We start from the raw sequence: 17,671 nt of genomic DNA on the forward strand, positions 1-17,671 counted from the left end.
CGCACCACGGAGGATGCCACCACCGGTTGTTGGAAATGCGCGGCTACTCGCTAAGGTCAGCGCCAATCCGCTATAAAGGGTGGGCTGCAAGCGCCGTAACTGCCGTAGTTGCGACCCGAGTCACATCCCGTCTGTCGCATTCCGAACGACCATTACAATTCTTTATGACGAACAGGCGAATCGCGCAAGGCCTTCAACTTGATCTTGGGCCCGCCTGAGCCATGAAGTTATAGGCTCTAGCTTGTAGTCTGCGGGCAAATAATCCGTTAATGCATGTCGTGTTGTTACATATGGGGAGATACTGCGGTGGCTTGCACGAGTCACCGCAGGCGGTGATTCGATCGCGGATTTGCGAAAGACAGTGGGCTCGGGGGAGCCGATTGATTTTTAAGGTTAAAGGTCAGCCGGGGGGCTAACTATTGCGCATCGCGAGGCGCAGCGGACTTAGTATGATGTGGGCGCTGGTGGCCATTGTGCTGGTGATAGTTGTCAGCGCGTTGCCAGCGGCGGCGAGTGTTGTTGCGACCGACGCTAAAGTCGAGGGTGATCGCGACGAGACCGTTTTCAGCCTGACACTGTCAGCTGGCGTTCCTGCCGAAGTGTTCACTTTGGCCAATCCTTATCGGGTCATCATCGATATGCCGGACGTTTCGTTTCGGCTGACCGCTGATGCAGGCCATTCCGGGGTAGGGCTGGTAAAGGCCTTTCGGTATGGGCTCTTCGCACCGCGAAAATCCCGCATCGTGATGGACACCGAACTCCCGGTTGTTATCGCCCGGGCCGAGATGATCAATGTTCCGGAAGGTGAGGGGGTACAGCTCAATTTGCTTTTGCGCGCAACGGACGCAGCTACGTTTGGCACTGGTACCGGCGGAGCGCGCAAACGGGAGATGAGCCGTTCTAGGCCTGCGGATGACGCCGAAGCGGTTCACCCGCGAAATGCCCAGCCGGTCATCGTTATCGATCCTGGGCATGGTGGTGTCGACCCTGGCGCTCTCGGGGGAAGCGAGATCTACGAGAAATCCGTCGTTCTTGAAGTTGCCAAGCAGCTGCATCGAGAGTTGACGAAGCGCGGCGGCTATCAAACTTTTATGACGCGAACTGACGATGTTTTTGTATCCCTTGATGATCGTTTGATGTTTTCGTCAGAGAAAAAGGCGGACCTGTTTATTTCTCTGCATGCTGATGCTCTCGCCGATACCGATTCAGCCAAGTACGTAAGAGGGGCGACCGTCTACACTCTTTCAGAGCGAGCTTCGGATGCTATGGCGCGGCGAATGGCCGAGAAGGAAAACAGCGCTGATGCGGTTGCGGGCCTGAACCCGGACGAGTCGGAGGGCGCCTTCGAGGTTCGCAGTATTCTGGCGGATTTGCTGAAACGCGAGACGGCCAATTTCTCAGCGGATTTTTCTTCGACGCTTGTAGGAGAGATGCGACAGAAACTGCGGTTGGCGCGGTCTCCGCAAAGGTCGGCTGCGTTCAAGGTGCTCAAGCAGACCCGCACGCCTTCTGTTCTTATCGAGCTTGGATACCTCAGCAATACAGAAGACAAGAAAATGATGCAGTCTCAAAAATGGCGTGAATCTGTTTCGGTATCCATTGCTGACGCGGTTGACGCTTTCTTTGAGCGCCGTTCCCACTGAAGGTTGTACCCAGCATTTACCAATCCGTGATCTATACTGCATGGGACATGGCGCGGGCTTGCGATCAGGCAGGTTTTTTGTCACACGACAATGATTGATAACGTGGCGTTCATTGCGTGTACGTATCTCAAATTCTAAGGCGGCGACGACGTGATGCCACAATGCATGTTAAATTCGTCTCCAGCCAATGAAATGTCGGCGGTTGCGTTGAGCAGGGCCGACGCGAGCAATTTATGCAGGTCTAGGAGCTGATGAGAGCGCCGACCATACCCCCACCCGCGCCGCGCCGAAAGACCAAGAAGCGCCGCGGGCGGAGCCTTTTATTGAGCGTGCTGGGCTTTGGCTTCGCGGCGTTTGTGGTCGTTTTTCTCGTTGCTTCGGCGGGTGCGGGGTACGTCTTGATGCGTATCTCGGATGATCTGCCCAACTACCAAAAGCTTGCTGAGTACGAGCCGCCCGTGATGACGCGGATTCATGCGCATGACGGCTCTCTAATCGCGGAGTATGCGCGAGAGCGGCGGATCTTTGTGCCAATCAACACAATACCGAAGCTCGTGATTGCCGCGTTTTTGTCCGCGGAAGACAGCCGATTCTACGAACACGGCGGCATTGACTTCCAGGGTGTGGCCCGTGCTGTCTTCAAGGTGGTGGAGGCTAAAGCACTCGGTAAGTCGGTCCGCGTGCAGGGTGCTTCGACGATTACCCAGCAGGTCGCCAAGAACTTCCTGTTGACGAGCGATCGTACGATGGAGCGCAAGCTCAAAGAGGCCATTCTGGCCATACGTATCGAGCGCACGTTTTCGAAAGACAAGATTCTCGAACTCTATCTTAATGAGATCTATCTCGGCATCGGCTCCTATGGTGTTGCGGCTGCAGGCCTCAATTACTTCTCTAAGGAGCTCAAGGATCTGACCATTGAGGAAGCGGCTTATCTGGCTGCGCTGCCAAAGGCACCGAACAACTACCATCCGTTCCGTCATACCGAGCGCGCTGTTGAGCGGCGGAACTGGATTATCGGTCAGATGCTGGAGAATGGTTATATCTCTCAAGAACAGGCGGATGAGGCCAAAGCGAAATCGCTAAAGGTCAATATTCGCTCGTTTGGCGCTCACATCTTCGCCGCCGATTTCTTCGCCGAGGAAGTTCGTCGCGCGCTTCTCTCGCAATACGGAGAGGACAAGCTTTACGGTGGGGGGCTATCGGTGCGCACGACGCTCGACCCCGTGCTTCAGAAATACGCGCGCCGGTCTCTCATGAGCGGCCTTGTTACTGTAGATCGACGCAAGGGTTGGCGCGGTCCGCACGCTAAAATTGATGTCGCGGGTGATTGGGGTGCGGCGCTTAATAAGGTCGATGCACCTGGGGATCTTGCGCCCTGGCGGATCGGCGTTGTGCTCGATACGCAGTCCTCAAAGGCGATCGTGGGCTTGAAGCCAGAGAAGCACCAGGATGGGTCGCTTGTCGATAAACGTGAGGCGGTTGAACTCAAGTTCGATGAAGTCAAATGGGCGAAATCGAATGGTTCGGCGCCGAAGTCGGTAACCGACGTCTTATCTGTTGGCGATGTCGTTTTTGTCGCTCCCAAGGACCCGGATGACATCACCGGCGTATGGTCGCTGATGCAGATTCCGGAGGTGGGTGGCGGCATTGTCGCGATGGATCCACACACTGGTCGTGTGCTCGCAGTTGTTGGTGGATTTTCGTTTGATATCAGTCAGTTTGACCGGGCGATACAAGCTAAGCGGCAGCCGGGTTCCGCCTTCAAGCCGTTTGTTTATGCGGCCGCGATTGACAACGGTTACAAGCCGACAAGCATCGTCCTGGACGCTCCAATCGAAATCGAGCAGGGGCCTGGGCAGGATATCTGGCGGCCTGAAAACTACGACAAGGACAAGTCCTACGGACCGTCGACGCTGCGTATCGGTATTGAGAAGTCGCGAAACCAGATGACCGTGCGGCTGGCTCAGGACATGGGCATGCCGTTGATCACGGAGTATGCGCAGCGTTTCGGCATTTACGACTCTCTGCTGCCGGTACTCTCGATGTCCCTTGGTGCGGGTGAGACGACGCTTCTGCGTATGGCGACGGCCTACAGCATCCTGGCTAACGGCGGGAAGAAAGTTTATCCCACGCTTATCGACCGCATTCAGGATCGTTGGGGTAAGACCGTATGGCGGCATGATGCGCGCCAGTGCCCGGATTGCACGGCGCGGGCTTGGATGGGGCAAGAAGAGCCGGAAATCCCTGATGATCGGCGTCAAATCATAGATCCGCATACGGCGTATCAGATGACGTCAATTCTTGAAGGTGTCGTTCAGCGCGGTACGGCAACGCGGTTGAAGAAGCTCAATCGTCCTCTCGCGGGCAAGACCGGTACCACGAACGAGGAGAAGGATGCCTGGTTCGTAGGTTATTCGCCGGACCTCGTCGTGGGTGTGTTTATTGGCTACGACACGCCACGGCCGATGGGTAAAGGCATGACTGGCGGCCAGGTGGCGGCCCCTGTGTTCAGTGACTTCATGGAGTATGCGTTGCAAGATAAGCCGGCGACGCCGTTCCGTATTCCGCCCGGCATCAAGCTTGTGCTCGTTAACAGAACTACGGGACTTCGGGCAGAACCGGGTGACGATCAAGCCATCATGGAGGCTTTCAAGCCGAACGAAGAGCCTGACGACGCCTATTCCATTATTGGATTTTCCGATCCCGATGGTGGGGGCGCCTATATGGGCGACAGCCAGAGCAGCGGCTATAGTAGCCGTCCTGCACCGAGCAGTTTCGGCTCCGGACGCGGCGGGTTCTGGTAACCCGGGCAATATTCCCGTGAATGGGTCGCGTTTACAGGCACGGTGGGCGTGACTATATCCACCGCCAGATTCAGAACAATTCAACTCACTTGAGGCCGCAATGCGCGCTGAACCGCAAAAGCACGTTGATTCCATCCAAGAGGCGCTTTCCCTCCTACGGAGGCATCTTTGACTGGGATACAGCCAAAGACCGTCTCGATGAAATGAATCGCCGGGCTGAGGATCCCAACCTCTGGGAAGATCCGAAGCGTGCGCAAAAAGTGATGCGCGAGCGTCAGACGCTGGAGCGGGCGATCAATTCGTACGAGAGCCTGGAGCGCGATCTCGACGACTGCGTGACGCTGATCGAACTTGGCGAGATGGAAGACGACGCGGGGACCGTTGCCGAGGGAGAGGCGGCGCTCAAGAAGCTTGATGAGGAAGCGCAGCGGCGCAGCGTTTCCGCGCTGCTTTCGGGCGAAGCCGATGGCAACGATACCTTTGTCGAGATCCATGCCGGTGCTGGCGGCACGGAAAGCCAGGATTGGGCAGAGATGCTCACGCGCATGTACATGCGTTGGGCGGAGCGCGCCGGCTATCGCGTTTCGTTGATCGAGGAGAGCCCGGGCGAAGAAGCAGGCATCAAGTCGGCGACCTTAGAGATCAAGGGCGAGGATGCTTACGGCTGGCTCAAGACGGAGTCAGGCGTGCACCGGCTCGTGCGCATTTCACCGTATGACTCCAACGCGCGCCGGCACACCAGTTTTGCGTCCGTGTGGGTTTATCCGGTGGTCGATGACGATATCGATATCGATATCAACGAGAGTGATTGCCGGATCGATACCTATCGCTCGTCGGGCGCGGGCGGGCAGCACGTCAACACAACCGACTCGGCTGTGCGCATCACGCACATCCCAACCGGCATCGCCGTGGCCAGCCAGCAAGAGCGTTCGCAGATCAAAAACCGTGCGATTGCCTGGGCTATGTTGAAATCGCGATTGTATGAGCTTGAACTCAAGAAACGCGAGGAAAAGGCCAACGCGGAAGCTGCTTCCAAAACGGAGATCGGTTGGGGGCATCAGATCCGCTCGTACGTTTTGCAGCCCTATCAGATGGTCAAAGATCTGCGGACGGGTGTGCAGAGCGGCAATCCGAGTGCGGTTTTGGACGGGGAGATCGACCTCTTCCTTGAAGCGGCTCTCGCGCAGCGGATCAAGGGTGGCGGGCCTGTAGAGGTCGAAGACGTCGAATAATCTGTGAACCATCCGGATTGGCCCGCGGCGTCAACCAACTGGCCAGTTCCGCGGGCTATCTCGCTTGTCGATCCTACGACTGAGGGATAGGCTTCGCACTCGAACCTGTGATGTCGAGGCGGAAGATGAGCGAGCCGGTGATTGATATCGGTGTTCTTGAGCGGGTGGGCGCAGCGGCTGCGCAGTTTGCGCCTGGTGAGCGGATTTTCGTGCAGGACGACGGTGGCGACTGCATGTATGTCGTCCGTTCAGGCCGCGTCAGCATCAAAGCCGGTGGCATGGTGTTGGAAAACATCGAAGCTAACGGCGTGTTCGGTGAAATGAGTTTGATCGATGGCTCTCCGCGTAGCGCAACTGCCGTTGCAGAGGAGCCAACCGAGGTTCTCCCAATTGACCGCGCCGCGTTTCATGAACTCGTGCGGCATGATCCGGAATTCGCTTTGAGGCTTATGCGTCTATTAGCGGGCCGTATCCGTCGCACGAACGAGAGTTTGTAGCGGTGCTACAACCGCTAAACTGAAAGAGCGTGTGTTCGGACGGATTTGGCGGGAGGCGCCAACTTGGCGTATCCATCGGTCTGTCTTTGGAAGAGACGTCTTTTCGTTTTGTGTCATCCCGCAGCTTACCCACGTTCTTTATGGCAACTTCTCCTGACCGCAATTCGCTCGAACTGATCGTCACACCGGGGTGCGAAGGCTATGAGCTTTTGGACTCCGGCGGTGGGCGTAAGCTTGAGCGGTTTGGAAGCGTGATCGTTGATCGCCCCGAGCGGCAGGCGCTGTGGAAGCCCGCGCTTGGGGCGGACCGTTGGGGGCGCGCTCATGCGGTCTTTTCCGCGTCGGATGAGGATGAGGAAAAGGGACGATGGCGCATCGACAAAGCTGTGCCGGATGGTTGGCCCGTCGATGTGCTTCAAGCGCGCATGATCTGCCGCCTGCAGGGCTTGTGGCACATCGGTTTGTTCCCCGAGCAGTTACCGCATTGGCAATGGATGGGCGAACGAATCGCGCGTGTCACCGCGCGCGGTAAAGAGCGACCGCGTGTCCTCAATCTATTTGGTTACACCGGCGCGGCATCGCTGATTGCGGCTGCGCAGGGAGCTGAGGTTACTCACGTCGATGCCTCGAAAAAGGCGATCGGGTGGGCGAAGGAAAATCAGTCGGCTTCCAAGCTTGAAAATGCGCCTATTCGTTGGATGCTCGATGACGCGGCCAAGTTCGTTGCGCGTGAGGTCCGGCGCGGCAACACCTATCATGTCATTCTTATCGATCCACCCAAGTTCGGGCGTGGCCCGAAGAACGAGACGTGGGATTTGTTTCAGAGCCTTCCGGGCTTTCTTGAAGACTGCAGCCGCTTGTTGGCACCAGAGAATTCCGCATTCATATTGACGGTGTATGCCATCCGCGCGTCTGCGTTGGCGTTCGGTCAACTTGCAGAACAGGTCGTGGAAGGATCTGAGGGGCGGTTTTCCATCGGTGAGTTGGCTATCTCTCCCGTACATGGAGGTAACGCCGTGCCGACTTCGCTCTTTGTGAGATGGTGGCGGGATGACTGATCGCGCGTACGGCCGTGAGGCCTCTCGTCCCCGACCAATCACCAGCCTACAGAACGACCGCATCAAGGCTGTGCGAGCTCTCGATATGCGCAAAGCGCGGCGCGAGACGGGACTGTTCGTTGCGGAGGGTGCGTCGATCCTTGTGACCGCCCGACAGGCGGGTTTCAAAGTGCGGACCTTGATCTACGAACCGCAGGAGGCGAGCGGTTCGGTTGCGCGCGATCTCATTAAGTCGGCCCTGGCGGATCATGCCGAGGTTCTGGAAGTTTCCTCAGCGGTGCTTGCGAAGGTTTCGTCGAAGGACAATCCTCAGGCCATGCTCGGCGTTTTCGACCAGCGCTGGGGTGTCGCGCCTGACGCCAACACACAAAATGCGGATGATCTTTGGCTTGTGCTCGAGGAGGTTCGTGATCCTGGAAATCTCGGGACCATGATCCGGACCGTGGATGCTGTTGGTGGGCGCGGCATTATCCTGGTCGGCAATTGTTGTGATCCTTATTCGCGAGAATGCGTACGCGCCACGATGGGCTCCATTTTCTCCACGCCGCTTGTGAAGATGCAGCGCGAGGAATTTTTGGCGTGGCGCGTGCAGTGGCCAGGAGACGTTGTCGGCCTGCATCTGCGTGCGAGCGATGATTTCCGCAACGTTGCTTATCGCGGGCCGGTCATGGTTGTCATGGGAAGCGAGGGGCCAGGGCTCTCAGCAGAACTGACGGAAGCCTGTTCCCGGCGCGTGAAAATTCCGATGGCGGGGAAGCTCGATTCACTCAACCTGGCTATTGCTACGGCGCTGACCCTTTATCAGATCCGTGGCCCTCATCTGAGCATTTGACCTGATGCGCATCGAATATCACCGTACATTGATCGCCGATACCGTTCGCAACGTCGCCTTTCATCGCGCGTTGAAAGCTCTGATCGAACCGGGGGAAACGGTTGTTGCCGACATAGGAGCGGGGACCGGGTTGTTAGGTGTGATGGCGGCGCAGCTTGGTGCGAAGGAGATCTTTCTCTATGAAGTCGGCGAGGTGGCCAGCGTCGCCGAGCGAACGATTGCGCGTAGCGGTTTTGACAACTGTCACTTGATGCCGTGCCATTCGACAGAGATGTACGATCCGCCCAAGGTAGATCTGATCGTCAGCGAAACGCTCGGCAACTACGCCTTTGAAGAAGACATTATCGCGACCTTGAATGATGCGCGGCGGCGGTTCCTCAAGAAGGGGGGCAAGATCATACCGCGCGCGATCTCGCAATTTGTGCAGCCCGTGATTGGTGCTCGTTTGCATCGGGAGCTGACGGTTTGGGGCGAAACGGGAAAACGCTTTGGGCTGGATTTGACGGACGCTCAGCTAATGAGCCTCAACAATGTCTATGTGCGGCGATTGCGCGAGAGCGAGTTGCTTGAGGGCGGACAGCGGCAATGGGATCACGTTGATCTCAGCAAGCACAATTCGGCAAACCGCAGCGGTGAAGCTTCTTGGAGCGTGAGTAAGGAGAGCACTGTTTACGGGTTTGCTGTCTGGTGGCAGGCAGAATTGATTGAGGGTGTGAGCATCTCAACGGGACCAGGAGCTGCAAAGACCCATTGGGAGCAGCTTTATTTTCCACTGGAGCGGCCACTTGAGGTGCCTGCGAAAGCACAGCTGAAGTTTGCTATCGGTTCGAAGACTTCGCCGCAAGCCGGGACTCACTTGAAATGGCAGGCCGACGTTTTGTCCGGTACTGGCTCACGCCTTGATCGCGTCACGATGGATCTCGACAGGGGCTATCTGCCCTAACCGGTTTCAGTCTAGTCGCCACCGTGGTTTGGTCAGCGCAGTTCGGGTGGGTTCGCTAACGGCCGGAGCTTCCAAAGCGGCGTTTTTCCGGAAGGCAAATTTTTCGTTGCCTGGAATTCCAAACAGGATCGCGGCTGCGATCGAGATAATAAAACCGCCTACGATGATTGTGATAAGCCAGGACGCGATACGGCGAAGGCCACGATTGCGCCGCGCGCGTCGCGCGGTGAGCAGCCAGTTCGTATTCTTAAGATCCGATGATCTAGCGCCCGCATTTTTTGTGTTGGGCCAAACCTCTTCCTCTGCGTACTCGTCTACGAAAAAGAGGCTGTCTGTCTCTCCCGTTTCCTCGGTCGTCTGATTCAAGGTTGAAGGATGCGGCCCGACGAAGGGCAATGTACGCGGTGGAGGTTCGGGGGCTTCGATGTCTGCGTAGGCGTGCGAACGTTCTGTCTGATCGTCGAAGTGACGATGTCTCATCGGTCGACGGGACAAAACAGCAGATAATTCCTGCTCAAGGCGCCATTCGACGTCAGAAGGTACTGTTGGCGTCGGGGGGTGTTCGGCCTGTCGCTGTAATGGATTGAGGCGGCGACGCATGCGAGGCGGGGCGGTCGCCCGTGCCTTGGTTTCCTCGTCGGATCGGGCTGAGCCGCGGAACAGGGACATCATAGCCCCTCCTCCGACCGGCGATCGGTGAGGAGTCGGCAGACCACGGCGCATCCCGTGGCTTCGGGTGAGCGAGTACGCACGAACACCGTTCCCGGCCCATCGCCGCCGCAGCCCGGGCCCTAGCTTATTGCCACATAAACCACGATTGGGTCCCTCAACCCTCCCGTGAGGTGAAATTATACTGCATGTCGCATTTCGGCAATACGTGTAGATTTCCACAGCTTATCCGATTGCCGTGAAGAAAAGGTGGAGGCAGCTTTTGCGGCAGAATTCAGGTATTCAGCCAAGGAATTACCTGGAGCTTAATGACGGTGGACATGCATCGCCGCGTCTGATGTGCGTTTCTACACCGTGTCTCGATCGAGGGGAGAACACTGACGATGATGCTGCTGATAGCCGGGCTTGCGCTTTTTTTTGCGATCCATCTGGTGCCAACGAACCGCCCATTGCGCGATGGTCTCGCAGTGAGATTTGGCGAGATGGGCTACAAGGGAGTGTTCTCCATTGTGGCCCTTATCGGTTTTGTGATGATCGTTCTCGGCTTCGCAAAAATGCAGGCCATGTTGGGATCAAAGAACCCGATACTCTGGTATCCGCCCACATGGACGCGGCACGTGGCATTCACCCTCATGCTGCCAGCGATGATCCTCCTCGTGGCCGCCTATATTCCCTCACGCATTCGGGCGGCGGTGAAGCATCCCATGCTGGTGGCGATCAAGATTTGGGCTCTGGCGCACCTGTTGGCCAATGGGGATGTCGCTTCGATCGTCCTATTCGGCAGCTTCCTGGCGTATGCCGTTTACGACCGGATTAGCCTCAAACACCGTGGAAACATGGGGGCAGGTGGCGCTAATGCGCCGGTGATCAACGATGTTCTCGTGGTTGTGTTGGGCCTTGGGCTTTATGCGGCGATGCTGTTTTGGGGACATGCGTGGCTAATCGGCGTGCCGCTGGTTGGTGGGGCAGGCGGAACCTGAGCGGAAGCGGGTTCTGGGTGGCCGCTCACGTGGCGGCCACTGAGCTCTTAACGGAACTCTACGATCAAGTCCGTGTACTTGCCGGTTTCGTAACTTCTGCCTTCATCAGTAATGATGATGGAGGAGCCGGGCTTTAAATGTTCGGCGAGTTGATCACGGATTTCCTGGGGAATGTTGACCCGTTCGATTGCGTTCCCTGGTGTCTGCTTTGGAAGGTTGGCCGTCTGGATTACTTCGCCTTTCGTCTTTGACGATTTCCTAGAGACGCTGCGTGTCGTTGCCGTCACCGCATGCCACTCCAAATCCGCACCGTCTTCCGTATAAGCCAGCGCCGTAAAGACGTGCGTGCCGACCGGCGCATCCGGATGCTGAAATTCAATGGCAGCTTCGAAAATGTCGTCGTAGCCCTGACGCACATACATCTTGCTGGCTTTCCGGCTCAGTAGGATTGAGATCGGCTTATCACGACGCGCATCAGCTTTCTTGGCCTTGTCCAGCGCGGCTGATGCTGCGACTGCCGCTTTGCGGGCAGCGATGTGCCGTCTCAGAATGCCGTCACGATGGTCTTTGGCTTGACCGGCAGCCAACCGCCGGTCACCGATCAGGCGTCGCAAGCTTTTTTCATCACTTAGAGCAAGCTCGTAAGTGGCAATCTGTTCCAACATTTTTGTTTCGAGGGTGTCTTCCTCAGCCATCGCTTTTGCGATGGCCTCCTCACCTTCGACCTGAGCGTTCTTTGTCATGAACGCGAGCATTTCATCGGCCGTTTTGCTTTTTGCTGATGCGGTCGCATCGATGAGACCATGGACGTTGCCCAGTTCCACTTCCGCGGTTTTTACAGCCTCGATGGCGGAGCGCAATGCGAGATTGGCTGACGTCAATTCGGCTCCGATCTCCTGTTCTTCGTTGCGGCACCGGGTGAGAGTCGCTTCAAGATCAATCAACTCCTGTGCACGGGCTGCGGCGACGGATGCGCGGGTGCGTTTTTCACTGCCAAGCGTTTCGGCTGCATTTGCCGCCGTTACACCAAGGAGAAGATCTGTGCTGTGGGGCGTCGCGCCAGGGCCAGCAGTTTGAACCAAGCTAGCTGTTTGTACGGTGGCTGGCGGGTTGCCTGGCGGCAAGGGTTTCAGAAGCGCTGGATGGGCGATCCGGACCGGGGCCACCGGTTCATCCGTCACGATAACGCGACCACCGAGATTTGTTAGGCCGAAGAGATATCTGGAAAAACTGCTCGGAAGTCGAATGCAGCCGTGTGACGCTGGGTATCCGGGTAACGGGCCGGCGTGGAGAGCGATGCCCGACCACGTCAGACGCTGCATGTTGGGCATGGGCGCGCCACCATACAGGTTCGAATAGTGACGGCGACGCTTTTGCAGGATCGTGAAGATGCCTTTTGGGGTGCGGTAGCCTGCGCGGCCTGAAGAGATAGGCGCAGAGGAAACGAGCCCTTTTGCGTCGAAGATGTGTAGCCGTTGTCGGCGTAACGAGACCACGATCGTTAATGGCCCGGAGACTTCTTCAGCCGAACTTTGCGGCGTGTTCGAGCGCTTTTTCGCAGTAGCATCAGTTATCGGAGCAATGCCAGCTAGGAGTGCCAGCGTTAACCCTAACAGGAGCCCACGAGGCTTCCAGTTGCGCCGTGTCGGCGACCCCATCCCCGTCATAAGCAAATCAACCCATCTCAAAAAAAGCGAACGCAAAATATTACTGGCAGTATAGGAATCCGATGGCTAACCGTCGGTTACTGCTCGCACCTTTTTTGGTTATCAGGCGGCTTGGCGATCATGCAACTCGATCCTCATTCTGAATGTCAGGTCGCTGGCAACATGTTGCCGAAGTTCAACGTGCCGGCTCCGGACTGCTCAATTTTCAGGCGTACGCGTCAAAGTCTGGTATACCAGGGGGCGACCTGATTGACGGTAAGGCGTATGTAACGTCTCGCCTCGACGGGTTAGAGTGAATGGGGTTTGAAGAGGAATGCGTTAGCGGCGACCGTGATCGCCATGCTTTCAAGGCCCAGTCACCATCAAAGCGCAATCACGATGATCCGACACCGGAGTAGCTAATTTATGTCTTCGCAATCTTTTCCCGGGCAGGGCTCGGTTAAACGGCTGATGGCGCCAGATATCGCGAACCTGAAGGGACAACGGCCGATCGTATCGCTGACGTCCTATCATGCGCACACGGCCGCAATTGCCGACAAATATTGCGAGTTCCTTCTGGTGGGGGACAGCCTTGGCATGGTTATGCACGGCTTCGAGACAACGGTACCGGTGACGCTGGATCTGATGATCATGCACGGTAAGGCGGTGGTGCGCGGATCTAAGCGGGCGCTGGTTGTCGTAGATATGCCTTTCGGTAGTTATGAAGAAAGTCCGCAGATCGCATTCCGGAACGCGGCGCGGGTGATGAAGGAAACAAACTGCGGAGCAGTGAAGTTGGAAGGCGGGCGCCGGATGGCGGAGACGATCCGTTATCTGGTTGACCGCGGTGTGCCGGTGCTCGCGCACATCGGCCTCACGCCCCAATCAATCAATGTTATCGGCGGCTTCAAGGCGCAGGGGCGCCAGCGGGAGCAGTGGGAGGTCCTGGAAGACGACGCCCGCGCGGTTGCTGAGGCCGGGGCTTTCGCCGTGGTCCTAGAAGCCCTTGCGGAGCCGCTGGCCCGGCGGATTACGGATGCCATTCCCATACCGACCATTGGTATCGGCGCTTCCGCCGATTGCGACGGTCAAATTCTCGTTATGGAGGATATGTTGGGGCTGTCGCCGCGTGTTCCTAAATTCGTTAAGGAATTCGGCAGGGTCGGGGAAGCGATCGAAGGAGCGATTGCGGCTTATGCCGATGAGGTCCGGGCCCGCAGTTTTCCGTCTACAAAACACACCTATGAGATGAAGTCCGGTGCGACGGGCGGTTCTCCGGAGGTTGTTGGGGGAGAAGGCTCGAACAATGCCAAGCGAGGTTAACCCAAAGAGCCACGAAAAAGCCCAAAAACCCAACCACCTAGTGGTGAATGTGCTTGGGCTGACTTAGGGTTGCGGTATGCCTGAGCGTTGTGGTCCTTGAGTGGGATCAAACGGATCTTTGGTGCGACAAACCCCAGCGTTGTCACGACGGTTGGTTGTGTTGTTGCCACGGTGCGGTATTTATGCCCAAGTCGGGTGTATGTATCGGATGCGCAAAGTTTGATCGCGCGTTCGGCAGAAGCAGTGATCTCAACCCCAAGGGCATAAGCGATAATGGTCGACAGTAACGACTCCTTTTTGCGCGAAATCAAACAGGAGCTCGAGCGAGAAAAGTTCGAGCGGATCTGGCAACGCTACGGCATCTTTATAATTGCCGGTGTGGTTTTGGTTCTCGCCGCTGTCGGTGGGTACCAGTGGTGGCGCGCTCATACGCTGTCGATCGCCCAGGAGGCCGGGGCACAGTACGAGGTCGCATTGGAACAGGCGACTTCCAATAAGCTTGATGAAGCTGCGAAAGACTTCGAAAAGGTCGTCGAGACTGCGCCCAAGGGCTATGCCACGCTCGCTGAATTGCAGCTCGCTGCAACGCATCTAGAAGCGGGTAAAGAGACGGAAGCTCTCGCGACTTTTGAGAAGGTGGCCAACGACGCCGGCGCTGATACTCTCCTTCGGGATTTCGCTCGCTTGCAGGTTGCCGCAATTCAATTGGGGAAAGCGGACTGGACCGAGATGGAGAATCGGCTCACCGACTTGACGGGTGCTGGCAACGCTTGGCGCCATAGCGCACGCGAATTGCTTGGTCTGGCCGCGCTCGGTGCCGGGAAGTCAAAGGAAGCGCGCGAATATTTTGAGTCTGTCCTCGGGGATCCCGAGGCGCCGCCTAGCATTCAGGAGCGCGCCCGTATCCGTATGGAGAGTATCGTTGCTGAGGACATGAAAGCGTCAAAGCAATCGGATCCTGTTACGGAGGGTCAGGGTAAGGCAGCTGGCGACGACAAAAAGGCCGAGGAGGCCAAGTCGGTTTCTGACGGCCAGGCGAAAAGCCAGCCGGAGGAAGCAGGCAAGTAGGGGACTACGGAATGATCGGTCGTGCACTTGCGCTCATTATTGCAGGCGGCTTCGGGCTTGGCTTGGCCGGGTGCGCGGATAGTATGCCGAGCTTACCGAAAATCTCGGAACTCAATCCCTTCTCTGAGAAGCAGCAGCCTCTGCCCGGTCGACGTTTGCCTGTCTTGAACGCTCAGGAGAAGGTTGTCGGTGAGCTTGCGTCCGCTGATACCCCTGTCGCCTTGCCGCCGCCGCGCGTCAATGAGGACTGGGGACAACCTGGCGGAGACCCTAATAACTCGCCTGGCCATCTTGTTCTTAATACCAGCGTCAAGCAGATCTGGACGGCGGATACGGGTGACGGATCGAGCTCCAAGGGGCGCGTCACGGCGAGCCCTGTCGTTTATCAGGGGCGCGTCTACGCGTTAGATGCTAGTGGGAACGTCAGCGCGTTTGCTGCGACGGGTGGCTCTGCGATCTGGCGCTATTCCCTGGTTCCAGAAGCCGAAGCCAATGCGGGCAGCGGTTTCATGTCGGCGTTTGCGATGTCTTCAAGTGCGCAGGGCGGCTACGGTGGCGGTATCGCGGCTGAGAATGGCCGCCTATATGCCGTCAGCGGTTTTGGAAAGATCGCCGCACTCGATCCGGCATCAGGTAAAGTGATCTGGGAAAAAACGCTCGGTACGCCGGTTCGTGCGGCGCCTACGGCATCCGGGGATCGGCTATTCATCATCAGTATGGATGGTCGGTTTTATTGCCTGTCGGGTGCCGATGGCAGTGAATTTTGGGCTGTTCGTGGCTTGCCGCAACAGGCAAGTCTCGTCATGAACGTTAGTCCGGCGGTAGATGGCGAGATTGTTTCCGTTCCCTATCCATCCGGTGACTTGATGACGTTGAAGATTGCCGATGGGTCGTTGTTGTGGACCGAGAACTTGGCGCGTACCCGCGGGACATCGCAACTCGCATCGTTGAGCGATACCGCGACACCGGCAATTGATACGGGGACAGTATATGCCATCGGGCATGCCGGGCGTATGGTTGCCACCAGTGCGACGACGGGGGAGCGGTTTTGGTCGCTTAACATCCCGGGCACGCAACGTCCCTGGGTCGCGGGTGACAGTGTTTTCGTTGTGAACACGTCGGGACAGCTCATGGCCATCACGCGGACCGATGGCAGTGTGCGTTGGACTACGAAGCTACCTGGTGCCAAAACGTGGTCTGGCCCGACACTTGCCGGCGGCCAGCTGTGGCTAGCATCCGATAAGGGATTGCTTGTTAGCGTTGATGCCAAGACCGGCAAGGTCAATACTCAGCAGAGCGTTGGTGGCCCCGTATTCATTGCGCCGGTCGTGGCTCAGGGACGCATGTTTATTCTCCGCGACGATGCGCATCTGGTGGCGCTGAATTGATTTCTCGTAGTGATCGAAGTTTTTTGGTATTTGAGCATTACTCGACCGTGTCCGGGGTGTTAATCCATCGGTGCGGCCTTAATCTTGTGGCGTGTGTACCAAAAGCCGGGTCCGTACATAGTAGGCCGGTGCAGGAACGTTGATGGCGGACCAAATATCTACCAATGCGCCGGCTATCGCTATCGTTGGCCGTCCGAACGTCGGTAAGTCGACATTGTTCAATCGGCTTACGGGGCGAAGAACTGCGCTTGTTTCAGACATGCCTGGCCTGACGCGGGACCGCCGAGATGGTGTTGCGGACTTTGGCTCCCATACCGTCCGGATAATCGATACCGCGGGATTGGAAGAGGCCGGCGCCGGTTCCATTGAATCACGCATGCGCGAGCAGTCCCAGCGTGCGATTGAACTGGCGGATGTCGTGCTGTTTGTGATCGACGCACGCGATGGTGTGACGGAAGCGGATAAGGCATTCGCGCAGATTGTTCGCCGGTCTGGGCGCCCCACGATTTTGGTTGCCAACAAATGCGAGGGACGTGCGGGGCAAGATGGCTTCTTCGAGGGCTTCGAACTTGGCTTGGGTGCGCCGGTACCGATTTCGGCCGAGCATGGCGAAGGGATCGCTGACCTTGTCGATGACGTGATGTCGGCGCTCGGCCTCGAAGCGAATTTTAAGACCCGAAAGGGTGAGCGTGGTTCTGAGCCGGAGGTGGCAGACCTGGAGCGACCGCTAAGGGTTGCTATTGTCGGCCGGCCAAACGCTGGAAAATCGACTCTGGTCAATGCGCTGCTCGGTGAAGACCGCATGATCACGGGCCCTGAACCGGGGCTTACACGAGATACCATCTCAAGCGATGTCACCATTAATGGCCGGAGCATTCGCCTATTCGATACGGCGGGTTTGCGACGCAAAGCAAAGATCAATGAGTTGGCCGAAAAGCTGTCGGCCAGTGATACGATTCGGGCGATACGTTTTGCAGAAGTCGTTGTTTTGATGATCGATGCGGAGCGTCCGTTCGAGCATCAAGATCTGACGATTGGGGATATGGTCACGCAGGAAGGCCGGGCGCTCGTCATCGCGGTCAATAAGTGGGATCTCGTTACGGACAAACAGGCCCAGCTCAAAGCGCTACGTGAAACGGTCAATGAACGTCTGTCGCAGGTGCCAGGCGTTAAATTGGTCATGATATCAGCGTTGGCGGAACGCGGGCTCGACAAGCTGACACATGCGATTTTTGAGACTTATGCGACCTGGAACCGGCGAATTGGTACGCCCGATTTGAACCGTTGGCTGCAAGAAGCGTTAGCTCGTCATGCGCCGCCGGCAGCCGCCGGACGTCGCATCAAAATTCGATTCATAACGCAACCGTCGGCGCGACCACCGACGTTTATTGCATTTTGTTCACGGCCAGATGAGTTGCCGCGCAGTTATCTGCGTTACCTAACCAACAGTCTACGTAGTGCGTTCGACTTGCCCGGAGTACCTATCCGCCTCAATCTCAGAAAAGGTGAGAATCCGTATGCGCCGTCCAAGAAGCGTTAGAGGCGCGGGAGTTGTTTACTGTGGGCGTTGCGTCGAAGAGCTGAGTTT

The 17,671-nt window shown here is 57.2% G+C and carries 14 protein-coding genes; 12 read left to right on the forward strand and 2 right to left on the reverse strand.

The genetic code is table 11. From position 1 onward, the window contains the following. The first annotated feature begins 449 nt into the window (after positions 1-449). The 7 genes from YBN1229_RS00130 (at position 450) to YBN1229_RS00160 (ending at position 9,009) form a co-directional block, all read left to right on the forward strand. The gene (locus YBN1229_RS00130; protein WP_244464969.1) at positions 450-1,643 is read left to right on the forward strand and encodes an N-acetylmuramoyl-L-alanine amidase; all 1,194 of its coding nucleotides are present in this window, start codon (positions 450-452) and stop codon (positions 1,641-1,643) included. Positions 1,644-1,894: 251 nt separating this feature from the next. Continuing rightward, positions 1,895-4,447 carry a penicillin-binding protein 1A gene (locus YBN1229_RS00135; RefSeq protein WP_082100901.1) on the forward strand — a complete coding sequence of 851 codons (2,553 nt, stop codon included), beginning with the start codon at positions 1,895-1,897 and terminating at the stop codon, positions 4,445-4,447. Between the two features lie 100 nt (positions 4,448-4,547). Further along, positions 4,548-5,679, forward strand: a protein-coding gene (gene prfB / locus YBN1229_RS00140) for a peptide chain release factor 2 (protein WP_139165305.1) whose coding sequence is annotated in 2 segments (ribosomal slippage) — positions 4,548-4,616 and positions 4,618-5,679 — 1,131 coding nt in all. Because the reading frame shifts where the segments join, the coding sequence is not laid out codon by codon here. Positions 5,680-5,804: 125 nt separating this feature from the next. Further along, positions 5,805-6,176 (forward strand): Crp/Fnr family transcriptional regulator, encoded by a 372-nt coding sequence (locus YBN1229_RS00145; protein ID WP_046475188.1) that lies wholly within the window; start codon positions 5,805-5,807, stop codon positions 6,174-6,176. Positions 6,177-6,316: 140 nt separating this feature from the next. Next, positions 6,317-7,234: a class I SAM-dependent methyltransferase gene (locus tag YBN1229_RS00150; RefSeq protein WP_046475191.1), complete on the forward strand. Its 918-nt coding sequence runs from the start codon at positions 6,317-6,319 to the stop codon at positions 7,232-7,234. Continuing rightward, positions 7,227-8,066, forward strand: coding sequence for a TrmH family RNA methyltransferase (locus YBN1229_RS00155; protein WP_046475193.1), 840 nt, complete (start codon positions 7,227-7,229; stop codon positions 8,064-8,066). Before YBN1229_RS00150 ends, YBN1229_RS00155 begins: the two co-directional genes overlap by 8 nt. Before the next feature lie 4 nt (positions 8,067-8,070). Next, on the forward strand, positions 8,071-9,009 hold the full coding sequence (locus tag YBN1229_RS00160; protein WP_046475195.1) for a 50S ribosomal protein L11 methyltransferase: 939 nt from the start codon (positions 8,071-8,073) through the stop codon (positions 9,007-9,009). A 6-nt stretch (positions 9,010-9,015) separates the two neighbouring features. Here YBN1229_RS00160 and YBN1229_RS00165 read toward each other — a convergent pair whose 3' ends face one another. Next, positions 9,016-9,681, reverse strand: a complete 666-nt coding sequence (locus YBN1229_RS00165) for a hypothetical protein (protein WP_152024931.1) — start codon at positions 9,679-9,681, stop codon at positions 9,016-9,018. Between the two features lie 380 nt (positions 9,682-10,061). Between YBN1229_RS00165 and YBN1229_RS00170 the strand changes: the two genes are divergently transcribed. Continuing rightward, positions 10,062-10,658, forward strand: coding sequence for an NnrU family protein (locus YBN1229_RS00170; RefSeq protein WP_046475199.1), 597 nt, complete (start codon positions 10,062-10,064; stop codon positions 10,656-10,658). A 47-nt stretch (positions 10,659-10,705) separates the two neighbouring features. Here the strand turns inward: YBN1229_RS00170 and YBN1229_RS00175 are convergent, their stop codons facing one another. Continuing rightward, positions 10,706-12,325 carry a L,D-transpeptidase family protein gene (locus YBN1229_RS00175; protein ID WP_082100904.1) on the reverse strand — a complete coding sequence of 540 codons (1,620 nt, stop codon included), beginning with the start codon at positions 12,323-12,325 and terminating at the stop codon, positions 10,706-10,708. A 405-nt stretch (positions 12,326-12,730) separates the two neighbouring features. On the opposite strand from YBN1229_RS00175, the gene panB reads away from it, so the two are divergent. From panB to der, 4 genes are all read left to right on the forward strand, one after another. Further along, the gene (gene panB / locus YBN1229_RS00180) at positions 12,731-13,627 is read left to right on the forward strand and encodes a 3-methyl-2-oxobutanoate hydroxymethyltransferase (RefSeq protein WP_046475203.1); all 897 of its coding nucleotides are present in this window, start codon (positions 12,731-12,733) and stop codon (positions 13,625-13,627) included. Positions 13,628-13,900: 273 nt separating this feature from the next. Further along, the gene (locus YBN1229_RS00185) at positions 13,901-14,695 is read left to right on the forward strand and encodes a tetratricopeptide repeat protein (RefSeq protein ID WP_046475205.1); all 795 of its coding nucleotides are present in this window, start codon (positions 13,901-13,903) and stop codon (positions 14,693-14,695) included. Between the two features lie 11 nt (positions 14,696-14,706). Then, positions 14,707-16,083 carry a PQQ-binding-like beta-propeller repeat protein gene (locus tag YBN1229_RS00190; RefSeq protein WP_046475207.1) on the forward strand — a complete coding sequence of 459 codons (1,377 nt, stop codon included), beginning with the start codon at positions 14,707-14,709 and terminating at the stop codon, positions 16,081-16,083. A gap of 142 nt (positions 16,084-16,225) precedes the next feature. Next, a complete protein-coding gene (gene der, locus YBN1229_RS00195) occupies positions 16,226-17,623 on the forward strand; it encodes a ribosome biogenesis GTPase Der (protein WP_046475211.1) in 1,398 nt (465 codons plus the stop codon). The last annotated feature ends 48 nt before the right edge of the window (positions 17,624-17,671 follow it).

The organism is Candidatus Filomicrobium marinum (genome assembly GCF_000981545.1).
GTDB classification, from domain to species: domain Bacteria; phylum Pseudomonadota; class Alphaproteobacteria; order Rhizobiales; family Hyphomicrobiaceae; genus Filomicrobium; species Filomicrobium insigne.